Genomic DNA, 20,073 nt, shown 5'->3' with positions numbered 1-20,073 from the left:
CACAAGGAGAATGGGTATACTCATGCCTCCGAAGTGGAGCCAGTCGAATGTTTGATATTTTATATACCCATCCTGACTTTATCGTCATCAATAAACACCCTAATGTTTCCGTACACAAAGATGATGGCGATACCATGCTACTGCAAGAGGTGGCTAAGCAAACCAAAGATAAACAGCTTTTTCTAATTCACCGTTTAGACAAAATGACGTCGGGCATCTTATTGCTCGGGAGAAGCTCATCTTCTGCCAGAGAATTATCGAATCAATTTGCTCAGCGTAGTGTTGAGAAATTCTATCTCGCCATTGGCAGCAAGAAACCAAAGAAGAAGCAGGGCTTAGTGATTGGTGATATGGAGCGTTCTCGGCGTGCTTCTTGGAAATTGACTAATACGCAAAATAACCCCGCTATAACCCAGTTTTTTTCTAAGGCCTCTTTGCCGGGAGAGAGACTGTTTCTGTGTAAGCCACATACAGGTAAGACGCATCAAATCCGCGTTGCATTAAAGTCCGTAGGTTCGGGTATCGTTGGTGATCCGATATACAACAGTGGTAGTGAGTCTGACCGTGGTTATTTACACGCGTTTGCACTTCGATTCGAATTAAACCGCCAAGCCTACGAGTTTGTGTGTGATCCACGTGACAACATCTTGCTCGGTGAAAAGTGGAATGAAGAAATTACCAGTCAAGGCATTGAGGCTTGGCTAAAACCTTGGGAGCTATCATGGCCGAAGATCAACAAGTAATGCCTGTACCTATGCAGTCAGAGCAACTTCCTATCTTTTTTGAACAATTGAAACTTCAACTCGAAATCGCACCGAATGAGGTTCGCCGCCTGTTTCATGGTCGTGGGCGTAAATTCGCCGGCTTAGAGCAACTAACCTGTGACTGGATTCAAGGTCAGCTGATTGTCAGCCTATTTAAGCAGGTTAGCGACGATTTTATTGACGAGTTAAAGCAAGGGCTGAAGACCTTATCTGAAAGTGAGTTATGGCAACAGAAGCAAGGGAAAGTCATTGTTGTTCAGTATCGTTATGCTGAAGGCGCGCCGTCAGAAGTATTGCTAGGCGAATTGGACAATCGACCTATTGTCGAAGAGTCGGGCTTAAAATATCAGCTTGATATTGGCCGTAACCAGAACTTTGGTTTATTTCTGGATATGCGTCTTGGCCGTGACTGGGTAAAAGCGCACGCCAAACATAAAAATGTCCTTAACCTTTTCGCTTATACCTGTGGCTTTTCTGTTGCTGCAATTGAAGGCGGGGCAGACCAAGTAGTGAATGTGGATATGTCTCGCTCTTCATTATCTAAAGGGCGCGAAAACCATAAATTAAATGGTCACAACGTTAATCAAGTTAAGTTCTTAGGCTATGATATTTTCCGCTCATGGGGAAAAATCAGAAAAATGGGTCGCTATGATCTGATCGTGATTGATCCCCCTTCATTTCAAAAAGGCAGCTTTGCTTTAACTAAAGATTATAAACGTATTCTTAGAAAATTGCCTGAGCTATTAGCGGAAGGCGGTGAGGTGATTGCATGCGTTAACTCTCCTCGAGTCACAAGTAAGTTTTTAATCGACAGCATGCAGGAAGAAGCGCCGCAATTAAGCTTTGTCGAACGTTTGGATAACCCAGCGGAATTTGAAGACATCGATCCCGAGGCTTCGTTGAAAGTACTCAGGTTTAAGTAAGACCAAACGAACCAGAGTTGTTAAAGCGCCTACTTAGGCGCTTTTTTTGTATCTCAATAACAAGAACTTCTCACACAATTAAGTTGATAAAACTAACCGTTGTGAGAAATTTCGCACAATGAACTGACGAATCTTGGTTTTTCTAGAGAAGTGACTGAATGTAACGGCTTTCATTTTGTCTCAAAAGTAAGATTTGAGTCTCTAGGTGATATTTAATAGATCTATATAAGATCTATTGTCATATGAATTAATAATTAAAAATATAAATATAAGAAAAGCCCTACATATAATTGGTAAATTTTTGATCTATTTCTGATTGAATTTATAAATTTATCTATTTTTCCTTTGTTTATATTGTTTATTCAATTTAATTAAGATTTATTTTTTGATTGATTGCCTATATTTAAATTACTAATATGCGCTCCCTAAAATATCCGGATTCATTTTTATCGGATTTAAATCAATTAAACATTGAATTTAAAATCACAATTCAGAAAGGAAAGAGCATGTTAACTAAACTATACGTACACGCTAAATTAGCCCTAGAAAACTACCAAAATGACGAGCGCGGTGTAACTGCAATTGAGTACGGCCTAATTGCGGCTGGTATCTCGATTGCTATCGCTACATTAGTTGGTGGTATTGGTACAGAGCTCGATAAAATCTTTACTGCTATTAAAAATGCACTGACGACATTCAATACACCATAGAATTGAGCGCAGTCTATGTAGGGTGGTTAATATTGCTAGCCACCCTCTCCATTCTCGTCGCAATTAGTGACCTTAAAAGTCGAAAAATTGGCAATGGTTTATGTGTATCTATTGCGTTAAATGCAGTTGCTGTATCACTAATCTTTAATGGCTCTGTGAGTGTAATTGTCCCCGTTACGATTTTTCTTCTGGGTATTTGCTTGAGTCAACTGGGTTGGTTAGGCGGTGGTGATAGTAAATTACTAGCAGCCTATGCAATTGCGATCGACCCTCAAAACATTCCGTTAACACTATTTTTGAGCACGATTGTAGGTGGCCTAATTAGTGTTGTTTATTTAGTTATAAACAGGTTCATTCATAAGACTACTGAAGGCGTTCCATATGGAATTGCTATCGCTATTGGTGGTTTGCTTGGTGTATTAGCGTCAATCTAAGGACGTAATGTGAAAAAAATAATCCTGTTGGCCGTCGCTGGGCTAGCAATCTTATTTGGTTTGTATGGTCTCGCGGGCAGTCTGTCTAAAGCACCGTCACAAGAAACGCAGTCGATAGAAGAGAAAGAAACGCATCTCACTATTTGGCGACTAAACAAATCGGTGACGAAAGGCCAACTTGTAGAACGATCCGATTTTGAGGTGGTTAGCTTACAGGAAAGCGAAGCCAACACCTTGGGTGTAGCAAAGGACATGTCACTTGAATTCATTTCTGGTTCCATCTTTGCGAAAGATATGCGTGTGGGCGACCTAGCGTTTCCAGAAAGTATGGTTGCACCAGATCAAGAAGGTTATGTTGATCTCGTTATTAGCGATAATCGCGTTCCTTACGCAATTACAGTTCAGCCGCAATCTATTGTTGGTGGCGTAATCACCCACGGCACTATGATTGATGTTCTCTCACTCTCTTTACCTACTGAATTTTCCATTGAAACGGCGGAGACGCAGGCTACACGCAAACGAAATATGTTTGTTACCCCCGTTCTAACCGGTGTCAAAGTGTTACAGGTAAACAAGAGTGTTATCGATGCTACTCGCACTACCCCTGCAACGAGTGAAATTAACTTAATCCTTGAGCTGACTCGTAAGCAAGTTGCGACCATCACGGTAGCAAAAAGAATCTCTGAGCTAGAAGTTCATAAATCTATTGGTGAATACCAGAAATCAGATCTCCATGCTGATGCAGGTGATGTGCTATCTAACTTCAAATCTGTGGTCGAATATCGCTCGAGCGATGTAACCATTAACTGAGGCTTCAATGAAAAAGTTACTTATCTCTCTTTGTGCCTTACTTTTTTTAGTACCTTCTATTTCAAACGCGCAAAGAAGTACCTACCTCTCAGAAGGTGAGATGGAAATAATCTTAGTTGGCGAAGATATCGACTCAGTCTTTATTTCCAACCCAAAAGTGGCTGACTATCAAGTGATTGATAAACGCAAAGTTGCTTTGTTTGGCAAAGCCTTAGGCGAGACTGGATTCGCTGTATTTGGCACTAGCGGTAAGACACTCACTAAACGGAAGGTGACAGTGAATACCTCGCTGACAGAATTAGAAAGCCAAGTCCAGCTGCTGTACTCCAATGCCAATGTAAAGTTGACTCATATCGGTGACAATGTGGTCTTAACTGGCACAGTTGCAAACGAAAAAACCAAAGATGCCATCAATCAGATGGTCGGTGAGCTGTTAGAGAAAGAGAAAAAAGAGTTCGCGATTGAGTGGAACCTTGATGATGACGATTATGAAATGGAATTTATGAAGCGTTTTCATTTCACTGGCGTTGTCAATCAGATCGAAGTCGTTACCCAAAAGCAAGTTAACGTAAAACTGTCGATTGCCGAAGTGTCACACTCATTCCTTGAAGAGTTTGGTGTTCAGTACGGTAGCCAAGGCCAAAGTCCAGGTGTGTTTGTTGATCAGCTAACCTCGTTTAGCGCTTCAGATATTATTTCTGTTATTACCGCTATGGGTAATGACACGGTCGGACAAATTCTCGCCCAGCCAAATCTTTCAGTTATGTCAGGTGAAACGGCGAATTTCTTAGTCGGTGGTGAACTACCTGTCGTTACAGTAGTAGATGGAACGACAAACGTTGAATACAAAGAGTTTGGTATTCGCCTTGACCTTATGGCTAAGGTACTCGATGACGATAATATTAAACTGTCGTTAATCCCAGAGGTTAGCTCCTTAGATACCCAGTATAGAAATGAGTCTTACGATCTGCCTGCATTAAAAACTCGCCGTGCCAGAACCACTGTTCAGCTTGCTGATGGTAAAAGCTTTGTTTTGGGTGGCTTGCTGAGTACCGAAGATAAAGAGTCATTAAGCCAAATTCCGTTCATTGGTGAAATTCCGGTGTTAGGTGCACTGTTCCGTTCTTCAGGCACGGAAAGAACACGTACCGAACTCGTGATTGTAGCGACGGTCAACCTTGTTCAGCCCGTTGAAGCAAGTGCAGTTCAACTACCAACAATGCAGAGAACCACGAGTCTTGAGCGATTTTTCAATGTTGAACCAACCCCATCGAATAAAGAACAAAATAAATGGGCAAATGAAATCTACGCGACCGGAGGCTTCAAGCTATGAGGAATGTAACTCGTAAATCTCTTTGGCAAGCGGCCAGTTTGTGTACGCTATTGGTTTTGGGTGGCTGTGCAGAAACGGTTTCAACCCGAGAAGGTCAAGCTATTCACACAGTGCCAATGGTTTATACCTGGTCTGCTTCATTTGAACAGGTGGGTCTAGAAAGCGCTAAGCAAGATGTACGCACGCTGATCAATAAGAACTGGGATCTAGTCGCAAACAAAGGATTGGAACTCCAATGGTCGACAATTCGAGGTAAGCAGCTAGCTACTTCGCTTCGTCAGGAGCTAATCGAGCGTGGTGTTGATACAAAGCATATCTCCTTCACCCAAGAGAGCTTAAGTAACAATAAGGATGTCGCTGCTCGGTTTCATTACACCAAGGTGGTCACAGAGCTGTGCACGCCAAGCAAAATCGGCCAGTTTGGTGCGTATTCTGAAGGTTGCTTCGCTGAAAATGCGCGTTGGCAAGCGATGGTAAATCCAGAAAAAATGCTGTCATCACAGCCTGTTGCTAAGTAGGGGACAGATTTATGTTTGATTTAGTCGATAAGCTGCAAAGCAAGCCTCTAGAGGATACGGTTAAAAAAGAGACCATTACCTCAGTTTTGTTTCATCAAACCCAAGAGTGTGTCGATCTGGTTGATGAAGCCTTTCGTTTCGAGAACATCAATGTTCCCACAATGGTGCCAAATGGCGATGAAAAGATTAAACAGCATGTGCGTGAGTCTCTGGTAGAGATTGTCATTGTTGAGTTGAACCTTAGTGAAAATGTCACTAAGGATATGGAACGCATCAGTCATTTGCTGCCTAACAGTGCTTCGGTGGTTGTTATTGGTAGCGAAGACGCAATTTCTACTATTCGTAACTTAAAAGAGATGGGCTTTTACTATGTGTTTTGGCCAATCACTAAACAAGAGCTGATAGATTTTGTTCGTAACGTAAACAATAACCGCCAACGAAACTCTGGTTTAGGTAAGGATCGCACAGCAAAAAAAGTCGGTATTTGGGGTACAAAAGGTGGTGTTGGCGCAACCATGTTGACCGCTGAAATTGCTTTTGAACTATCGAACCTAAAAAAATCGAGTAGTTTGGTGGTCGATCATGACTTTCGTGGCGGCAATTTGGATATCTTCTTGGGTCTTAAGCGATTTGAGAAGAAACCCGTTACGAGAGCTTCGCTCGCATCAAGCGTTGACACAACCTATGCCACTAGCATGGTGAAAAAGGTCGACAACATGCTGGCGGTCATGTCGCTTGAATCGGATGACCTTAATGAGCTAGAGCTGAAAGAGTACGTTCGTACGCTAACGGCAGAGCTTGCTGGCAACTACAACTTCATTATCGAAGATTTGTCCCGAGCGAGTAACTCTAAGCAAGATCTCGATTATATCTCAACGTCCTGCGATGTGATTGTGTTGCTAATGGAGCCAACGGTCTCAAGTGTTCGCGAAGCCAAGCGTACGATACGTAGCTTGGAAATGGCGGATTCTAACGCTCGTTGCTTGTTTGTTCTGAACTACACCATTGCAGAAAAAGCTGCAACGATTAGCCCTGCTGACATTAAAGAGTTTTTAGGTCGTGAGCCTGATGTGGTTCTGCCGAATGAACCAAGAATGAGTAAGTTAGTCTTAGAACAAAAACACATCTACCAGCATGACTATCCAGTCAGCCAAAACCTGCATAAGCTCACCTCTATGCTGCTCGGTCAATCCGATGAAGGCGACAAAAACAGTTGGCTGCGTCGCATGCTGAAGCGAGGTAAGTAATGGACATTAATAAGTCAGCTTATGTTCAGATCCGCAAGCAGATCTTCGAAGCGCTAGATGCTGAAGTTGTTCAAAGTCTGTCTAAAGAGGCGCTAACGGTTCAGCTATCTAACGCTGTCGATATGCTGATCGACAAACTTGGGTTTTCAGTAGCAAGTGTTATCCGTCGTGAGTATGTCAAAGGGCTTGTTGACGAGTTGCACGGATTGGGTCCTTTGCAATCGTTAATGGAAGATGAGTCGATCAGTGACATCATGATCAATGGCTGTGACAATGTGTTTGTCGAGCGCTACGGCTTGGTAGAGAAAGCCAATGTCTCCTTTATTGATGAAGACCAATTACAGCAAATCGCTAAGCGCATTGCTAGCCGAGTCGGCAGACGCGTTGATGAATCTTCGCCAACCTGTGATGCCCGACTGCCTGATGGAAGTCGCGTTAATATCGTTATTCCACCTATTGCGATTGATGGTACGTCGATCTCAATCCGTAAATTTAAGAAGCAATCCATAGAGCTATCTGAACTGGTTGAATTTGGCGCGATGAGCCCTGAGATGGCACGCATCTTAATGATTGCTGCTCGCTGCCGACTCAATATTTTGATATCTGGCGGCACGGGTTCAGGTAAGACAACCATGCTTAATGCCTTGTCTCAATACGTCTCAGAGAAAGAACGCATTGTGACAATCGAAGACGCGGCGGAGTTGAAACTGTTGCAGCCACATGTTGTGCGTTTGGAAACTCGCACCGCAGGCATCGAAGGCTCTGGTGCGATTAATCAGCGCGATTTAGTGATCAACTCACTCCGTATGCGTCCTGATCGAATTATTGTTGGCGAATGTCGTGGCGCAGAAGCGTTTGAAATGCTTCAGGCGATGAATACCGGCCACGATGGTTCTATGTCTACTCTGCACGCCAATACACCCAGAGATGCACTGGCAAGGGTAGAGTCAATGGTGATGATGGCGACAAGCAGTTTACCACTAGAGGCGATTCGCCGAACGATTGTTAGTGCAGTCGATCTCGTGGTGCAAATCAGTCGCTTGCACGATGGTAGCCGCAAAGTGATGAGTATTACTGAAGTTGTTGGTATCGAAGGCTCAAACGTTGTATTGGAAGAAATGTTCCGTTTTCAACCCGCTTCAATGGGCAATGAAGATGGCAAAATTCGCGGGCGCTTTGTCACTGCAGGCCTTATGCAGCGCTCGGTTCTGGTTGAGAAAGCCAAATACTTTGGTCTAGAACAGCAGCTAACCGAAGCCTTTAATGTTGGTGAACCTGCATGATCTATTGGTTGGCCTTGATTCTTGGTGGATTGACCTTGCTGGTGGCGTTTTGGCCAAGAAAAAGCGAGCAAAAAAACTACTATTTGGAAGAAGCAAACACATCATTAATGGTCAGTTCCATTGATGAAGCTCATCAAGCGGTTGACCTTAAAGCGCTATCTGACAAAACCTTCATCGATGTATTGAAAGCAAGAAGCAAAAACGTAAAGCGTCAGTTAGGCAAAATGGCTGAGGTGAAATTGACGATCTTTAGCCTCGTCTTAGTGATTGGTGGAATAGTGCTCAACAATAAGTATTTGCAGACAAACTTGTTGGTGGTTGTTTCAAGCGTGTTAGTGCTTGGCTGGGTATTTGGCTATTTATGGTTGCAAAAGCGTCAGCGCCAGGCTTTCGAAAGTGCCTTCCCTGATGCGTTAAATATGCTTTCTAGTGCGGTAAGTTCGGGTGAGAGTATCATGCATGCCATCATCTATGTCGGACGTACTCTACAGGGTGAAGTTGGTAGTGAGTTTAAGCGTATGGGGGAGAGGCTTCAGCTAGGTGAAACACCAGACAATGTGTTCCGTAAATCTTGCGACCGCTTTCCTTATCCTTCTTTCTATTTTTTCGTTATAACTTTGCGCGCAAACATGCAGCGTGGCGGTCAGTTGAAAGATGTTATTGCGCGCTTAAATCGACTGATGTTTGATGCGAGAGCAATAGAGAAGAAGAAATATGCTTTGACTGCGGAAGCGCGGATGTCGGCGAAAATCGTCGCTGTAATCCCTTTTTCAGTCTTGTTCTTACTGCAGTTTGTCAGCCCTGACAATTTTGAGTTTCTATTGTTTGATCCGGCAGGAAAACCCATCCTTTACTACTTGATTGGCAGTGAGTTTATTGGGCTGTTGATTGTTTGGATGTTGATGAGAGGGGCGCAAAGATAATGTCAGCGCATTTGATCATTTTTATCACCCTTGTGCTCATTGCCCTAGGTATTGCGATTGTTGGTTACCAGATCTGGAGTACGGCCAAGCGTCGTAAGATGCTAAAAACCTACGCGTTACTGGACGATAAAAGCCAAGAAAAGAAACACGATACTGATAGCCACCTAGAGCAGGCATTAGAAAAACTGACTTCTTCATTCTCTTCACAGGAAGATGACATAAAGGAGAAGTTAGAGGACGCAGGTCTACACAATCAAAATTTAGCTAAGTACTACATGCATTTTAAATATGGGGTATCAATATTAGGTATCTTTCTTATCTACCTTGTAGCAAATATGTACTCATTGTCTTCTTCAAAAATGATAGCGGGTATGGCTGTTTGGTTTATTGGATGCATCATTGTTCCTGACTCGTTACTCGCGGCAAGAAAAAAGGCGCGCCAGCAACGTATTTCCGGACAGTTACCTTATTTGCTTGATCTAATGGCCATTTGTGTTCAAACCGGCATGACGCTAGAAGCAACGATTAAGTATCTCTCTTTAGAGCTAAGGGCGTTTGATAAAGAACTTGCTCTGCTACTGGCTAAAGTGGATGACCGAGCAAAAATTGTCAGCCTAGAGAGGGCGCTAGACGAACTGTATGAAAAACTGCCGACACCTGAGATTCGTAGTTTTGTCATGACCTTAAAACAGAGCCTGCAATATGGCTCATCCATTTATCAAGTGCTGACCACGCTTGCGTCAGATATTCGTGACGTCAACATGCTTGCGGCTGAAGAGCGCATTGGCAAACTGGCTGCAAAAATGTCTATGCCATTGATTGTATTCATCATGATGCCGATTGTGGTGATCATCTTGGCACCTGCTGTAATGAGGTTTATGGACCATGCATAAATTAATGCTGTTAGCAGCTTTGCTACTGAGTGGTTGTGCAACCACACAGACTTCTGACCCTAGTTCAGTGATTAATGCGAATAAAGAGCAGATGTATGTTGAAGCAAACAACCAGGAAAAGCTCATTGAGTTTTACAAGCAAGAGTTGCGCGAGCAGGAAAGTGCTGACACTCGTATTAAGCTAGCGCGCACCTATTTAGCGATAGAGGACCCAGAGTCAGCGGTTTTTGCGATCAGTCAACTTGATGAAAAATCGAAAGGTTTTGATGCTTATCTGATATTAGCCAAAGCTCATTTTCAGCTAGGCGAGATCGAACCGTCAGTTGAGAATGTATCCTCAGCATTGTTGTTAAACCCTAAGAGTGGTGAAGCGTATAATCTTGCTGGCGTGTTAGCTGCGGTGGAAGGGAAATTTGAGCTAGCGGAGCAGAATTTCATCGAGGCTAGAAAACTGTTCTACAGTGATGATGCAGTGAAAAACAACCTAGCGACTCTGTATTTGATTCAGGGACATTACAAACGTAGTTACGACTTATTGCTTTCTGTTTATCAGGCGAATCCAAAAGATGCCAAAACGGAAGCTAACCTCGTTATTGCTTTGGTGAAGTTAGGCGATCTCGACCAAGCTCAGCAAATGCTTGAAGACAAATATGATCCTAAACAGACACAGCAAATCATAAACTCAATCCGCGTTGGTGATTTCAGCAATGTGAACTTTGAGTCTTAAACCATGTTAATTCTACGCAAACAACGCGGTGTCGCGTCTATAGAGTTTGGCCTTGGTTTTATGGCGTTTTTCTTGATGATTATGCTCTGGGCTGAAATGGGTTATTTGGCTTATGTTTCCTCTGCCAATGATCTTGCGATTGCCGAAGCCGCTCGTAGTGCTAAAACGACCAATATGGCTGCTAGTCGAGGCTCACAGCAAACCCAGTTTATGGCAGAGTTCAAACGGATTATTCGTCAGCAAGCTGGTGTTCTTGGCAATATTATTGACCCCAACAAATACAAACTTACAGTGCATTATTTTGCTTCGATCGAAGAGCTAGGCCAGCACAATGGAGCGATTGATGACACCTGCTCGCAGAACGAAAGTCAAAGTGAAGCGGAGTGCGGAAATCCAACAGACAGTGCGCTTGCGATATATAGAGTCGAATATGACTACACGCCAATGCTCGCCTTCTTTATGCAAGGGAGCAGCAGCCTGACAAGAGAAGTCGTTGTAATTCAGGAGTTCGAGCGTGACCAATTTAAAATCTAACCAACGTGGTGTGTTTTCTATAGAGTTTGCTTTGCTTGGGGTCGTATTCTCAACCATGTTGATCTTTACTGCTGACATTGTGGTTAAACTCTCGGTGCAAGGAAAGCTAGATAGATTGTCTTATTCCCTGGTTAATGTGATCAAAGAGCGTACCCAGTTCTATGGTAAAGACAATTACGATATCGACAACAAGATGGTGACCGATATTTATAAGATAGCCACAGGTTCAATGCAGAGAACCATGGGCAGTTATCAGGCTAGTAATGTGGGTGGCGAGTTTGAACTGCTTACTTTTGATCTTAACGGCAAGCCATCTTCGACGCGAATCTCCAAAGGTACCGGATGCGCTTTGGGACAAACAATCTCGCAGCAGGAAGACCTTTCTATGGTGACTTCATGGGGCCGCCGAGCAACCCTCTATCGCGTGACGTTGTGTTACGAAACCGATAACTGGGCAGGGCCTTTGTTTGATGAAGAGTTTACCACCATACAATCATCCTCTTTGATGATGGGGCGTTAATCATGCATAGTACTAAAAGAAAGCAGGGCGGGCATGCCGCTCTGTTATTTGCTCTGATCATTCCCGGAATGTGGGGCTTTTTCACGCTCGCCATTGACGGTTCGCGCGCACTGCAAACCAAAGCTAGATTAGGGGACGCCTCCGAAGTCGCCGCGCTGGCTTTGGCCGCGAGGAATAGCTCAAATCTTAGCGAGAACAAAAGATTAGCTGAAGATTACATTAGTACATATGTGCCTGATTCGGATGTGTCGATTACTAAGGTTGAAAGAAGTGAGTGTCATGTTTCTAACAATCTTGATTGTGATGGTGCCAACCGATACTCACAGTATTCGCTGGAAGTGTCTATCAACCAAGAGGCTTGGTTACCAACGCAAGAGTTTGTCGGTTTTGCTGATGATTATGATGTTGCGCACGCTGCTACTGCGCGTAAATATCAAGGTGACAGCATTGATGTGTCGTTTGTAATGGATTACTCGGGCTCAATGGGTGGTGGATGGCAAGGTAAAGAGAAATACAAACATGTCAGAGACATCATTAATGATGTATTAGAAGAGCTAGAAAGTTATCAGGGAATACAAGAGATCAATAATAAAGTTTCTTTAGTCCCTTATTCAGAGTTTACCGATCGACCAAAAGACAACTTCTCTTGTGGTTGGGGGCAGCCGAAACCAATCAGCTATGTTGACGAACTTTACTATAGGAAATCGGGTAAAAAGTACAAACTAGATGCGCAAAAGACGGTTGATATGTGGAAACAAAACCGAGCAAACGACAAAAACATGGCGTGTGCACATGATCTATATAGCAGCTCTACAACTCGTTACAAGAACGTCCCATTTACCGATGATTTTGACCAAGTGAAAAGGGATATGAATCTATTTCGGCCTGGTGGTAAAACGTCTTCTTATCAGGGGATTATCAAGTCAGCACAATACTTCGAACAACTGTCAGATCCTAACCCTCGTCAGCTTATGGTGATTCTGTCCGATGGTGATGACACTAAAGTTAAAAACGGCCCTATGAGCAGTAGTGAGCCTATACCAACCAAAGCACTGATTAATCATGGACTATGCGATGAGATTCGCGCTGAGCTTAACAGCCGTCGAACATCTGACAATAGACCTGTCACGTTTCAAATTGCACTAATCGGGTTTAGCTACGAAGTTGATAGCAATCCACTGACTCAGTGTGTTGGCGAAGACAATGTCTATGACGCCGCTAACCCTGATGAACTCTTAGACATCATCCTTAACCTAATTTCAGAAGAAATCGGACACTTAAAATGATCTTTAAATTCAACAAGCTCTTTATTGTTTCGGCTCTCGTTTCTAGCTCAACAGTCATCGCCAATGACGCTAATATTGCCTTTGAGCAAGTATGCGGTACTCAGTCAGGAGCGACTTATATTCAGGTTGAGTCTGGTACGCCGGTTTCTGTCATTCCGAATGCAGGAAGTATGTATCAGGTACAAACTGAAGCAAAGGAGCTAGATACTCGCCACTTTGTCGATCGTTTCGCTAGCCAGTTTGATCTTGAGCGAGAATGTGCCGAGTATCTGGTCAGCAATGGTCAGTTTGTTTCTGGTCAGTCTGGCGATCTGTTAGCTAGTGTTTATTTTGACTTTGACCGTGCGAACCTATCGCCCGTGTCGAAGCAAATCCTTGATCGAATTGTTAAAATCGCGGCGTCATCCAACAATGAGTTTGTCTTGACTGGGCATACCGATAGCACAGGGCCACAGGAATATAACTTTCAGTTGGGTTTAAAGCGTGCGGGCAGTGTACAGGGCTATTTAACAGAGCAAGGGCTAGATAACACTCAGATTGATTCAAAAGGTGATACAGAGCCCAAGGCGAGTAATACCACTTCACGAGGGCGCGAGCAAAATCGCCGTGTTGAAGTTACTTTATAGGTAGTAAATGAGGCGCTAAGGCGCCTCATTTAATGTCTGAAAGCCAGAATAAATGCGGGTAAAGGTTGTAAACCAGCATGCGGCACCAAACACCAAAGCGATCAGCGCAAAGTGGTGTGGAAATAGGCAGAACAACACGAAACAACCTATGGTCTCGGTGCCTTCGGTGAGCCCACTCATGTAATAGAGTGACTTGTTTTTATAGACAGGGTTGTCGATACCGCGTTTTCCTGCCATCACTGCAAAAGCTAAAAAACTTGTTCCCGTACCGATAAAAGAAAAAATCAGAAACGCTCCGGCAACGGCGTTTTGCTCTGGGTTAGCAAGCACAAAGCCAAATGGGATCAGCGAGTAAAACAGAAAATCTAAGCTAATATCGAGAAATCCACCCGCATCCGAAATGCCTTGAATACGTGCCAATGCTCCATCAAGTCCATCACATATCCGATTAAGGACAATAAAGAACAGAGCCAAGGTGTACTGTTCTGCTATCAAAGCAGGAAAGGCTAAACCACCTAAAGCAAAGCCAAACAGTGTTGTCTGATTGGCGGTAACCCCAAGCTTATCAAGCAGCTTGGCTGACTGAGCCAAAGGCCAACGAATAACCTTGATACTAAAACGATCAAGCATGTGTTGCCTCCCACGGCCAAGTGATGCAGCGACTATCAGCTGGAACATCTTCGTCATCGTGAGTGACCATTAATGCAGGAATATTCGCCTCTTTTAATTGGTCAACAACCCAAGCGCGGAATTGCTCGCGCAGTTCTTTATCTAATTTGCTGTAGGGCTCGTCTAACAAAGCAACTTTAGGTTGTGCCAACAGCATACGAGTTAAAGCAATACGAGCACGTTGACCGCCAGATATCTGACCGGGAAACGACTCAGCAAGTTTAGACAATGAAATGCTTTTGAGCGCTTGCAGTGCTTGTTCTTTTCTCTGCGCCCCTTTAATCGAATCAGGCAGCGCAAATGCTAAGTTTTCCCACACGGTTAAATGGGGAAACAGCAAGTCATCTTGAAACAAGATACCAACCTGACGCTTGTGGGCTGGCATGCTATCAAGGCGTTTCTCGCTCAAAATGATAGCGCCTGAATAGTCAAACTCTGATGATAAGTGGCCTGCAATCGCATCAAGCAACGTGGATTTACCACAGCCACTTGGGCCCATTAATGTAACAATCTCTCCCGGCTCGATGGTTAGGTTGAATTCAGAGAAAAGGGCATCGCCATTGGTTTTATGGATGGCGAGGTTTTCGAGACAAAGACTCATTTGGTAGTAAACCTTTAATAGTCAAACGGCGATACTTAACATGCAGTCGGCTAAGTAGAATCGCAAAAGAGAAAAACAGTAGCGGCAAGATAGCTTGCCAAATTGCATAAATAGCAGTGATGCGGCGATCGAAGCCACTGGATAGAGCGACAGCTTCAGTCGTTATTGTGCTGATGCGCCCCGCTCCCAACACCAGAGTAGGGAGGTACTGCGCGAGACTCACACTGATGCCAACAGCCCAAGCAAACGCGATGGCAGGCAGTAGTAATGGAAGTTTAACTTTCAACCAAGCCTGCAACGGAGATTTGCCTAAGCTCAAGGCAACGCGCGTAAGCCCGTCGTCAAAGCTGCGCCATGGTCCATCGAGAGAGAGATAAACGAATGGGAAAGCGAAAAATACATGAGCCCAACAGACCCAAAACAAATACGCCTCACTGTTTAAATACAAAGTGACGATCTGCATACCAAACAGAACTGACAATTGCGGGATGAGCATAGGGATCGCAATGACATACCCCGGTACCTGCCAACGATAACGTAGACGATACTCATGAGCGATCAGTGCTAATACTAAACTCACCGTCGCACAGACAAGCGCGATGATTAGACTCTGCTCTAGCGTGCCTAAAATACCTTGCCATTCATACTGCCAAAATCGCAGACTAAACTTGGACGGTAGGAGGTCAGGAAAACGCCAGCGCTGTGCGAAACTCCAAATAATCAATAGCGGAATTATCGCTAAGGTTAATCCTCCTACTGCAGAGAAAAGGCTTTTTCCCGGTAATTTGACACCTTTTCTGCCTGAATATTGCCAAGCCTTAAAGCCTTTGGTTATTGTCCTTTCGACCAAGCGAGCAAAACCAATCAATAGCGTTGCGATTGCGAATAAAACCACAGCACCCGCTGCTGCACGAGGGAGCAGTGATAAGTCTGGATCATTGAACCATTGCCAGACCAAGACGGCAAATGTTGGAGGGTTGGTTGGTCCTACAATAAGGGCAACATCAACCACAGATAAACTGTAAGCAATCACAGCGAGCATCGGGAAGCGTAGCTTAGCAAACCACTGCGGGAAGAGACATTTCCACCAAGTTTGGGCGGAACTATAGCCCATGGCATGACTGACCTTTTCAGTCTGCTCCACATTTAACTGCTGGAGAATTGGGATACTCATTAAAAGTAAGAAAGGGACTTCTTTGATCGCCAACATAACAATTAAGCCAAGTGCATAAGGGTCTTTGACCAATAGCGCCAAGTCATCAACCGTTTGCCCGTTAGGGTCATAACCAAACAAATCATGTAAGAGACGCGCGCCCATTCCCGTTGGTGCAAACAAGAAAGCGAAACCAATAGCGAAGGCAACGTGAGGCATAGCGAGTAGCGGAGATAAGCTCAATTCAATCTTGCGCCAAAACGGCCTCTTCCATGCAGATTGCAAAATGGCAAAGGTGATCAAACAGGCAAGGTAGCTACTCACAATCGCACTATAAACCGTTAACCCGATTGACTGCCAAACGCCAGCCCACCCAAACACAGCAGAGAAGCCGTCAATGGAAAACTGATTTAAGCCAATCGGGGGGATATACCCAAGCGCAGAGACCAACACACCAAGCAAACCTGGTAGGGTAGGCACTATACAAACGACGATAATGACTAAATAAAGCGCTCTTAACATGTGCAAACTCTAGGTTAACAGACCCTAATTCCCGTAACGTTTTAGCCACTCTTTTTCTAAAGCGGCTTGCCAACTAGGATGAGGTTCAGCAATAGACTTAAATTGCTGGGTGTTCTTCGCAGAACCCGTCAAGAATTGGCTACTTAGTACAGAAGGGTCGCCCCATACATTCAGATCACCTTTACGAGACTGCGCCTCTGGACTGAGTAGGAAATTGATCGCGACTTGAGCGCCCGCGCTCGCATTGGCATTCCAAGGAATAGCTAAGAAATGGATATTAGAAAGTGCACCCGCTTCCATTGCGTATGCCTTTGTTGTGTCTGCTAGGTTGCCGCTCGCTTGTGCGGAAAATACCGCATTTGGATTGAATGTAATGGCGAGATCGATTTGACCATCATCAAGCAGCTGAACGGTTTCTGCTGTGCCTGCTGGGAACTGTTTACCACCACGCCAAGCGACTTTATGGAATTCATCAAGGTACGACCAAAGCGGCTCAGTCACAATAGCGAAGTTCTGCTCAGAAACAGGTTGTTGTAGTGCAGCATCATTGTTTGTCAGTTCGATCAGCAGCGCTTTTACAAAGCTTGTGCCGTGAAACTCTGGTGGGCGAGGGTAAGTAATACGGTTTGGGTAAGCTTTGGCATAGCTTTGCAGCTCTGCAAATGATTGAGGTGGATTATTCAATGCTTTCTCATCATGAATAAAGACCAGCTGACCAACACCCCAAGGCGCTTCTAAGCCTTCTGTTGGCTCAGAGAAGTCGACGTCGACCGGAAGCGATTTATCGACATATTGCCAACTAGGTAAACCTTCGACAAACGGACCAAATAGCAGCTGGTTGTCTTTCATCGATTTGAAGTTTTCACCATTAATCCAAACCATGTCGACACTACCACCGCTGTTTTTTCCCGCGGCCTTTTCGGCAATCAAACGTGATGTTGTCTCGGCAATATCGGTGACCTTTACATGTTTTAAAGTGACACCGTATTGGGATTGAAGCTCGTTGCCTGCCCATTGAATATAGCGGTTAATTTCTTGGCTACCGCCCCAAGCATGGAAGTAGACGGTTTGTCCTTTTGCTTTTTCGACAACCTCTTGCCAAGTATCTGCTGAAAAAGCAGAAAGTGAAAAAACAAGTGAAGAAAGAAGAGTGATCAGCCTTGTCATAATGTTCCCTGTAAGTTGAATAATTGTATCGGCCAATGGTAAAGACCGGAGTAATGCAATTATTCATTCATTATGACTGAAAAAAGGCTGTTTTATTAACTATTTGACGCAATTGTTGACGAGATGTTTGAAAATTGTCTGGTGGAAACTAAAAAGCAGCCAATCTGGCTGCTTTTTTAATCGGTACTTGAACGAAAAGAATTAGTTTTTCCAATCGTTTAGCTTTAATGTCAGCGTATGTACGTCGTTTTTCAGAACCATTGTATCTTGAGTTAGCGTCATATCACTCCAATCAGACAGAGTTTGACCAAACGCTTGCTCTACATCCATAACGTCGCCGACACACATCTTCATGGTCATGCCCATTTTCTCGATGCGGAACTGGTTGTCTTTCAACTCAGCTTGACCAAAGAAGTTGTTACAACCAGCATTGCCGTTAGCCGTCATCTTTTCACCAATTTCAAGGCGCGGTGGGTTTTGACGGCTATCTGCAACAACCGCTTCGCCATCGATGCTAACCAGTTCCCAGTTGTGGTGTTGTAGATCTTGAGCTGTAATTTGTTTCACATCGTCTCCATTGCTTGCGCATGCTGTTACAACAAGAGGTAGTGTAATTGCTGCAAGTAGCGTTTTTGGACTAAGCTTCATAATAGATTCAACTCCGATAAATAAGTAGTTAAGTCAGCGTAGTGACTTCGATGAATGCAGTATAGTTAATTGCGAGTATGATTTGTCAATATAAGGTCATAGTTTGGTGCGAATCACACATTGAAACTTATTGATAAACATACAATTACAATTCGAGTAGAGTAAAAATTGACCATTACATAATATAGAGAAATCATTTGGAGCAGCTAGAGTTTTTTACCGTCCCGAGCCCTTGTGTTGGCATTTGTACAGTAGATGAAAAAGGCTACTGTAAGGGCTGTATGCGTAAACGAGAAGAGCGTTTTAACTGGTTAAATATGACCCCCGCTCAGCAGTTGCATGTGATTAAACTTTGCCGTCAACGCTACCTACGTAAGGTACGAAAAGGACAAGCGACTTCATCTGAAGAGATCCCAATTAATACATCTCAACAAGATCTATTTTAAAATCAAAACTTTACATTAACTGCCGATTGGGCTAAATCTTAATTATCGTGTACTGTATTTTGAGGTGTAGTATGGATATACGAAATTATAGTGCGAACCCATGTGTGGGCTTGTGCGAATCAAACATCAATGGTGTTTGTATAGGCTGTGGCCGAACGCGAGAAGAACGCTATCTTTGGTATCAAATGTCTGAAATCGAACAAAGAGAGATTCTAGACCGACTATCTACTGAACCTCTCTGCTTCAATCTGAAATCTAGCTAGATTACTTCAATCCCCAACGATCATTCACCCAACCACCGGCATGCTCATCAAAATGATTACCAGAGAATCGGTGGTTTACTTCGGTACTTTTTTCATTTTGAGGCGTCTCATCAAGTAAATGCTGGATATAACTTGCCATAGGATCACCGCCTTTCAGCCGCTCTTGCCGAGTCGCTACCTCTTTAATCAATTGAAGACGGTATGAGTTGCTAGCACGTTTCATTTGGTGATCCTCCGTGGTTGTGACACTAATATGAAAAGTTAGAAGCCGATGTGATAACCGTCAATATGAATTGGTTAATATTTAATCTCTATTTTCAGGGATGAGTCACTTTTATAAAATATATCACTAGCAATAATCCGCTATCGTATTGATTACCAAGGCGAGGGAGGGGGTTAGGCTTGCGCATGTGTTGAAATAAAAAATTCATGATTTATTAAAACAAAAAAGCTCCAAAACTGGAGCTTTCGACTTGGGTTACTGGTAAAGAATCAGTTGCCAAAGTTAAAAATCGGGAAGCAGGGCAAAAAGCCGTTTTCAGCGCAGTTGATGAGTCCTATTTGGACACCTTCGATTTTGGCTGTTTTGTTAAAAACACCGACTTGGACAGTCGACTCGTTTGACATATTTACTGCACCAACATCAACCATAGTGTCGCCTTCGGAATAGTTGACGAATGAAACGTTGGCTCCTCTGACGTCATTGGTCACGTTCACGGCTCCTAAGTTCACGCCTGTTGTCAAACCCTCATTCCAGTTAAATAGACCTAGAGAGGCGCCCGTCATCTCTTGGTTAACTTTTGATGCACCTAAAAATAAACCGAAGTTAACGCCCGTTGTGGTATTGGTTTCTGACATACCGACAATAGAAAAGTCGACCCCTTTGACCGTATCGACTTTACCGTGAAGGGCCGCCAGTCTCACTCCCGATACCTGGGAGTTTTCTGGTGCATTAAAATCGTTAACCGATGAGAACATTACCGGAGAAGAGGCGAATGTCACGGGAGACAACACCACTGCTGAGATAGCCACTGCATTAAGTATTTTTTTCATATTAACTCCAAGAACAAAGT

Annotated in this window: 25 protein-coding genes; 18 read left to right on the top strand and 7 right to left on the bottom strand. The window is 43.8% G+C overall.

Annotated features, from left to right (window positions below):
- Positions 1-47: 47 nt before the first annotated feature.
- From AC5O63_RS12270 to AC5O63_RS12195, 16 genes are all read left to right on the top strand, one after another.
- Positions 48-743, top strand: coding sequence for a TIGR01621 family pseudouridine synthase (locus AC5O63_RS12270; protein ID WP_494505185.1), 696 nt, complete (start codon positions 48-50; stop codon positions 741-743).
- A gap of 11 nt (positions 744-754) precedes the next feature.
- Entirely contained in the window at positions 755-1,687 is a 933-nt protein-coding gene (locus AC5O63_RS12265) for a class I SAM-dependent methyltransferase (RefSeq protein ID WP_494505318.1), read from the top strand.
- Between the two features lie 506 nt (positions 1,688-2,193).
- A complete protein-coding gene (locus tag AC5O63_RS12260; protein ID WP_494505184.1) occupies positions 2,194-2,397 on the top strand; it encodes a Flp family type IVb pilin in 204 nt (67 codons plus the stop codon).
- 32 nt (positions 2,398-2,429) lie between these two features.
- Positions 2,430-2,831: an A24 family peptidase gene (locus AC5O63_RS12255; protein WP_494505183.1), complete on the top strand. Its 402-nt coding sequence runs from the start codon at positions 2,430-2,432 to the stop codon at positions 2,829-2,831.
- Between the two features lie 9 nt (positions 2,832-2,840).
- On the top strand, positions 2,841-3,641 hold the full coding sequence (gene cpaB, locus AC5O63_RS12250; RefSeq protein ID WP_494505182.1) for a Flp pilus assembly protein CpaB: 801 nt from the start codon (positions 2,841-2,843) through the stop codon (positions 3,639-3,641).
- 7 nt (positions 3,642-3,648) lie between these two features.
- Positions 3,649-4,974 (top strand): type II and III secretion system protein family protein, encoded by a 1,326-nt coding sequence (locus tag AC5O63_RS12245; protein WP_494505181.1) that lies wholly within the window; start codon positions 3,649-3,651, stop codon positions 4,972-4,974.
- Positions 4,971-5,492 (top strand): hypothetical protein, encoded by a 522-nt coding sequence (locus AC5O63_RS12240; protein WP_494505180.1) that lies wholly within the window; start codon positions 4,971-4,973, stop codon positions 5,490-5,492. The genes AC5O63_RS12245 and AC5O63_RS12240 overlap by 4 nt, the downstream gene beginning before the upstream one ends.
- Positions 5,493-5,503: 11 nt before the next feature.
- Positions 5,504-6,739: a CpaE/TadZ family protein gene (locus AC5O63_RS12235; RefSeq protein WP_494505179.1), complete on the top strand. Its 1,236-nt coding sequence runs from the start codon at positions 5,504-5,506 to the stop codon at positions 6,737-6,739.
- Positions 6,739-8,022, top strand: a complete 1,284-nt coding sequence (locus AC5O63_RS12230; protein ID WP_425666663.1) for a TadA family conjugal transfer-associated ATPase — start codon at positions 6,739-6,741, stop codon at positions 8,020-8,022. The genes AC5O63_RS12235 and AC5O63_RS12230 overlap by 1 nt, the downstream gene beginning before the upstream one ends.
- Complete coding sequence (locus tag AC5O63_RS12225) at positions 8,019-8,945, top strand: type II secretion system F family protein (protein ID WP_494505178.1); 927 nt, start codon at positions 8,019-8,021, stop codon at positions 8,943-8,945. The genes AC5O63_RS12230 and AC5O63_RS12225 overlap by 4 nt, the downstream gene beginning before the upstream one ends.
- The gene (locus AC5O63_RS12220) at positions 8,945-9,838 is read left to right on the top strand and encodes a type II secretion system F family protein (RefSeq protein WP_494505177.1); all 894 of its coding nucleotides are present in this window, start codon (positions 8,945-8,947) and stop codon (positions 9,836-9,838) included. Before AC5O63_RS12225 ends, AC5O63_RS12220 begins: the two co-directional genes overlap by 1 nt.
- Positions 9,831-10,565 (top strand): tetratricopeptide repeat protein, encoded by a 735-nt coding sequence (locus tag AC5O63_RS12215; RefSeq protein WP_494505176.1) that lies wholly within the window; start codon positions 9,831-9,833, stop codon positions 10,563-10,565. The genes AC5O63_RS12220 and AC5O63_RS12215 overlap by 8 nt, the downstream gene beginning before the upstream one ends.
- A 3-nt stretch (positions 10,566-10,568) precedes the next feature.
- The gene (locus tag AC5O63_RS12210; protein WP_494505175.1) at positions 10,569-11,099 is read left to right on the top strand and encodes a TadE/TadG family type IV pilus assembly protein; all 531 of its coding nucleotides are present in this window, start codon (positions 10,569-10,571) and stop codon (positions 11,097-11,099) included.
- Entirely contained in the window at positions 11,080-11,619 is a 540-nt protein-coding gene (tadF, locus tag AC5O63_RS12205; protein ID WP_494505174.1) for a tight adherence pilus pseudopilin TadF, read from the top strand. The genes AC5O63_RS12210 and tadF overlap by 20 nt, the downstream gene beginning before the upstream one ends.
- 2 nt (positions 11,620-11,621) lie before the next feature.
- Positions 11,622-12,905 (top strand): TadE/TadG family type IV pilus assembly protein, encoded by a 1,284-nt coding sequence (locus AC5O63_RS12200; protein WP_494505173.1) that lies wholly within the window; start codon positions 11,622-11,624, stop codon positions 12,903-12,905.
- On the top strand, positions 12,902-13,531 hold the full coding sequence (locus AC5O63_RS12195; RefSeq protein WP_494505172.1) for an OmpA family protein: 630 nt from the start codon (positions 12,902-12,904) through the stop codon (positions 13,529-13,531). Before AC5O63_RS12200 ends, AC5O63_RS12195 begins: the two co-directional genes overlap by 4 nt.
- A gap of 15 nt (positions 13,532-13,546) precedes the next feature.
- Here the strand turns inward: AC5O63_RS12195 and AC5O63_RS12190 are convergent, their stop codons facing one another.
- The 5 genes from AC5O63_RS12190 to AC5O63_RS12170 form a co-directional block, all read right to left on the bottom strand.
- Positions 13,547-14,161, bottom strand: a complete 615-nt coding sequence (locus tag AC5O63_RS12190) for a CDP-alcohol phosphatidyltransferase family protein (RefSeq protein ID WP_494505171.1) — start codon at positions 14,159-14,161, stop codon at positions 13,547-13,549.
- A complete protein-coding gene (locus tag AC5O63_RS12185) occupies positions 14,154-14,801 on the bottom strand; it encodes an ATP-binding cassette domain-containing protein (RefSeq protein WP_494505170.1) in 648 nt (215 codons plus the stop codon). Before AC5O63_RS12185 ends, AC5O63_RS12190 begins: the two co-directional genes overlap by 8 nt.
- Entirely contained in the window at positions 14,767-16,476 is a 1,710-nt protein-coding gene (locus tag AC5O63_RS12180; RefSeq protein ID WP_494505169.1) for an ABC transporter permease, read from the bottom strand. Before AC5O63_RS12180 ends, AC5O63_RS12185 begins: the two co-directional genes overlap by 35 nt.
- 24 nt (positions 16,477-16,500) lie before the next feature.
- Complete coding sequence (locus AC5O63_RS12175; RefSeq protein ID WP_494505168.1) at positions 16,501-17,643, bottom strand: ABC transporter substrate-binding protein; 1,143 nt, start codon at positions 17,641-17,643, stop codon at positions 16,501-16,503.
- A 201-nt stretch (positions 17,644-17,844) separates the two neighbouring features.
- On the bottom strand, positions 17,845-18,291 hold the full coding sequence (locus AC5O63_RS12170; RefSeq protein ID WP_494505167.1) for an META domain-containing protein: 447 nt from the start codon (positions 18,289-18,291) through the stop codon (positions 17,845-17,847).
- Positions 18,292-18,488: 197 nt separating this feature from the next.
- Here AC5O63_RS12170 and AC5O63_RS12165 point away from each other — a divergent pair, with 197 nt between their 5' ends.
- Positions 18,489-18,737, top strand: coding sequence for a DUF1289 domain-containing protein (locus AC5O63_RS12165; protein ID WP_494505166.1), 249 nt, complete (start codon positions 18,489-18,491; stop codon positions 18,735-18,737).
- A 71-nt stretch (positions 18,738-18,808) separates the two neighbouring features.
- Entirely contained in the window at positions 18,809-19,000 is a 192-nt protein-coding gene (locus AC5O63_RS12160; RefSeq protein WP_494505165.1) for a DUF1289 domain-containing protein, read from the top strand.
- 1 nt (position 19,001) lies between these two features.
- On the opposite strand, the gene AC5O63_RS12155 is transcribed toward AC5O63_RS12160, so the two are convergent.
- Together AC5O63_RS12155 and AC5O63_RS12150 are read right to left on the bottom strand one after the other, a co-directional pair.
- Positions 19,002-19,223, bottom strand: coding sequence for a hypothetical protein (locus AC5O63_RS12155; RefSeq protein ID WP_004746711.1), 222 nt, complete (start codon positions 19,221-19,223; stop codon positions 19,002-19,004).
- 269 nt (positions 19,224-19,492) lie between these two features.
- Complete coding sequence (locus AC5O63_RS12150) at positions 19,493-20,053, bottom strand: VC2662 family protein (RefSeq protein WP_494505164.1); 561 nt, start codon at positions 20,051-20,053, stop codon at positions 19,493-19,495.
- Positions 20,054-20,073: the final 20 nt, after the last annotated feature.

It is taken from the genome of Vibrio sp. SCP2, from assembly GCF_059295395.1.
This window is presented reverse-complemented; position numbering and strand designations above follow the sequence as displayed.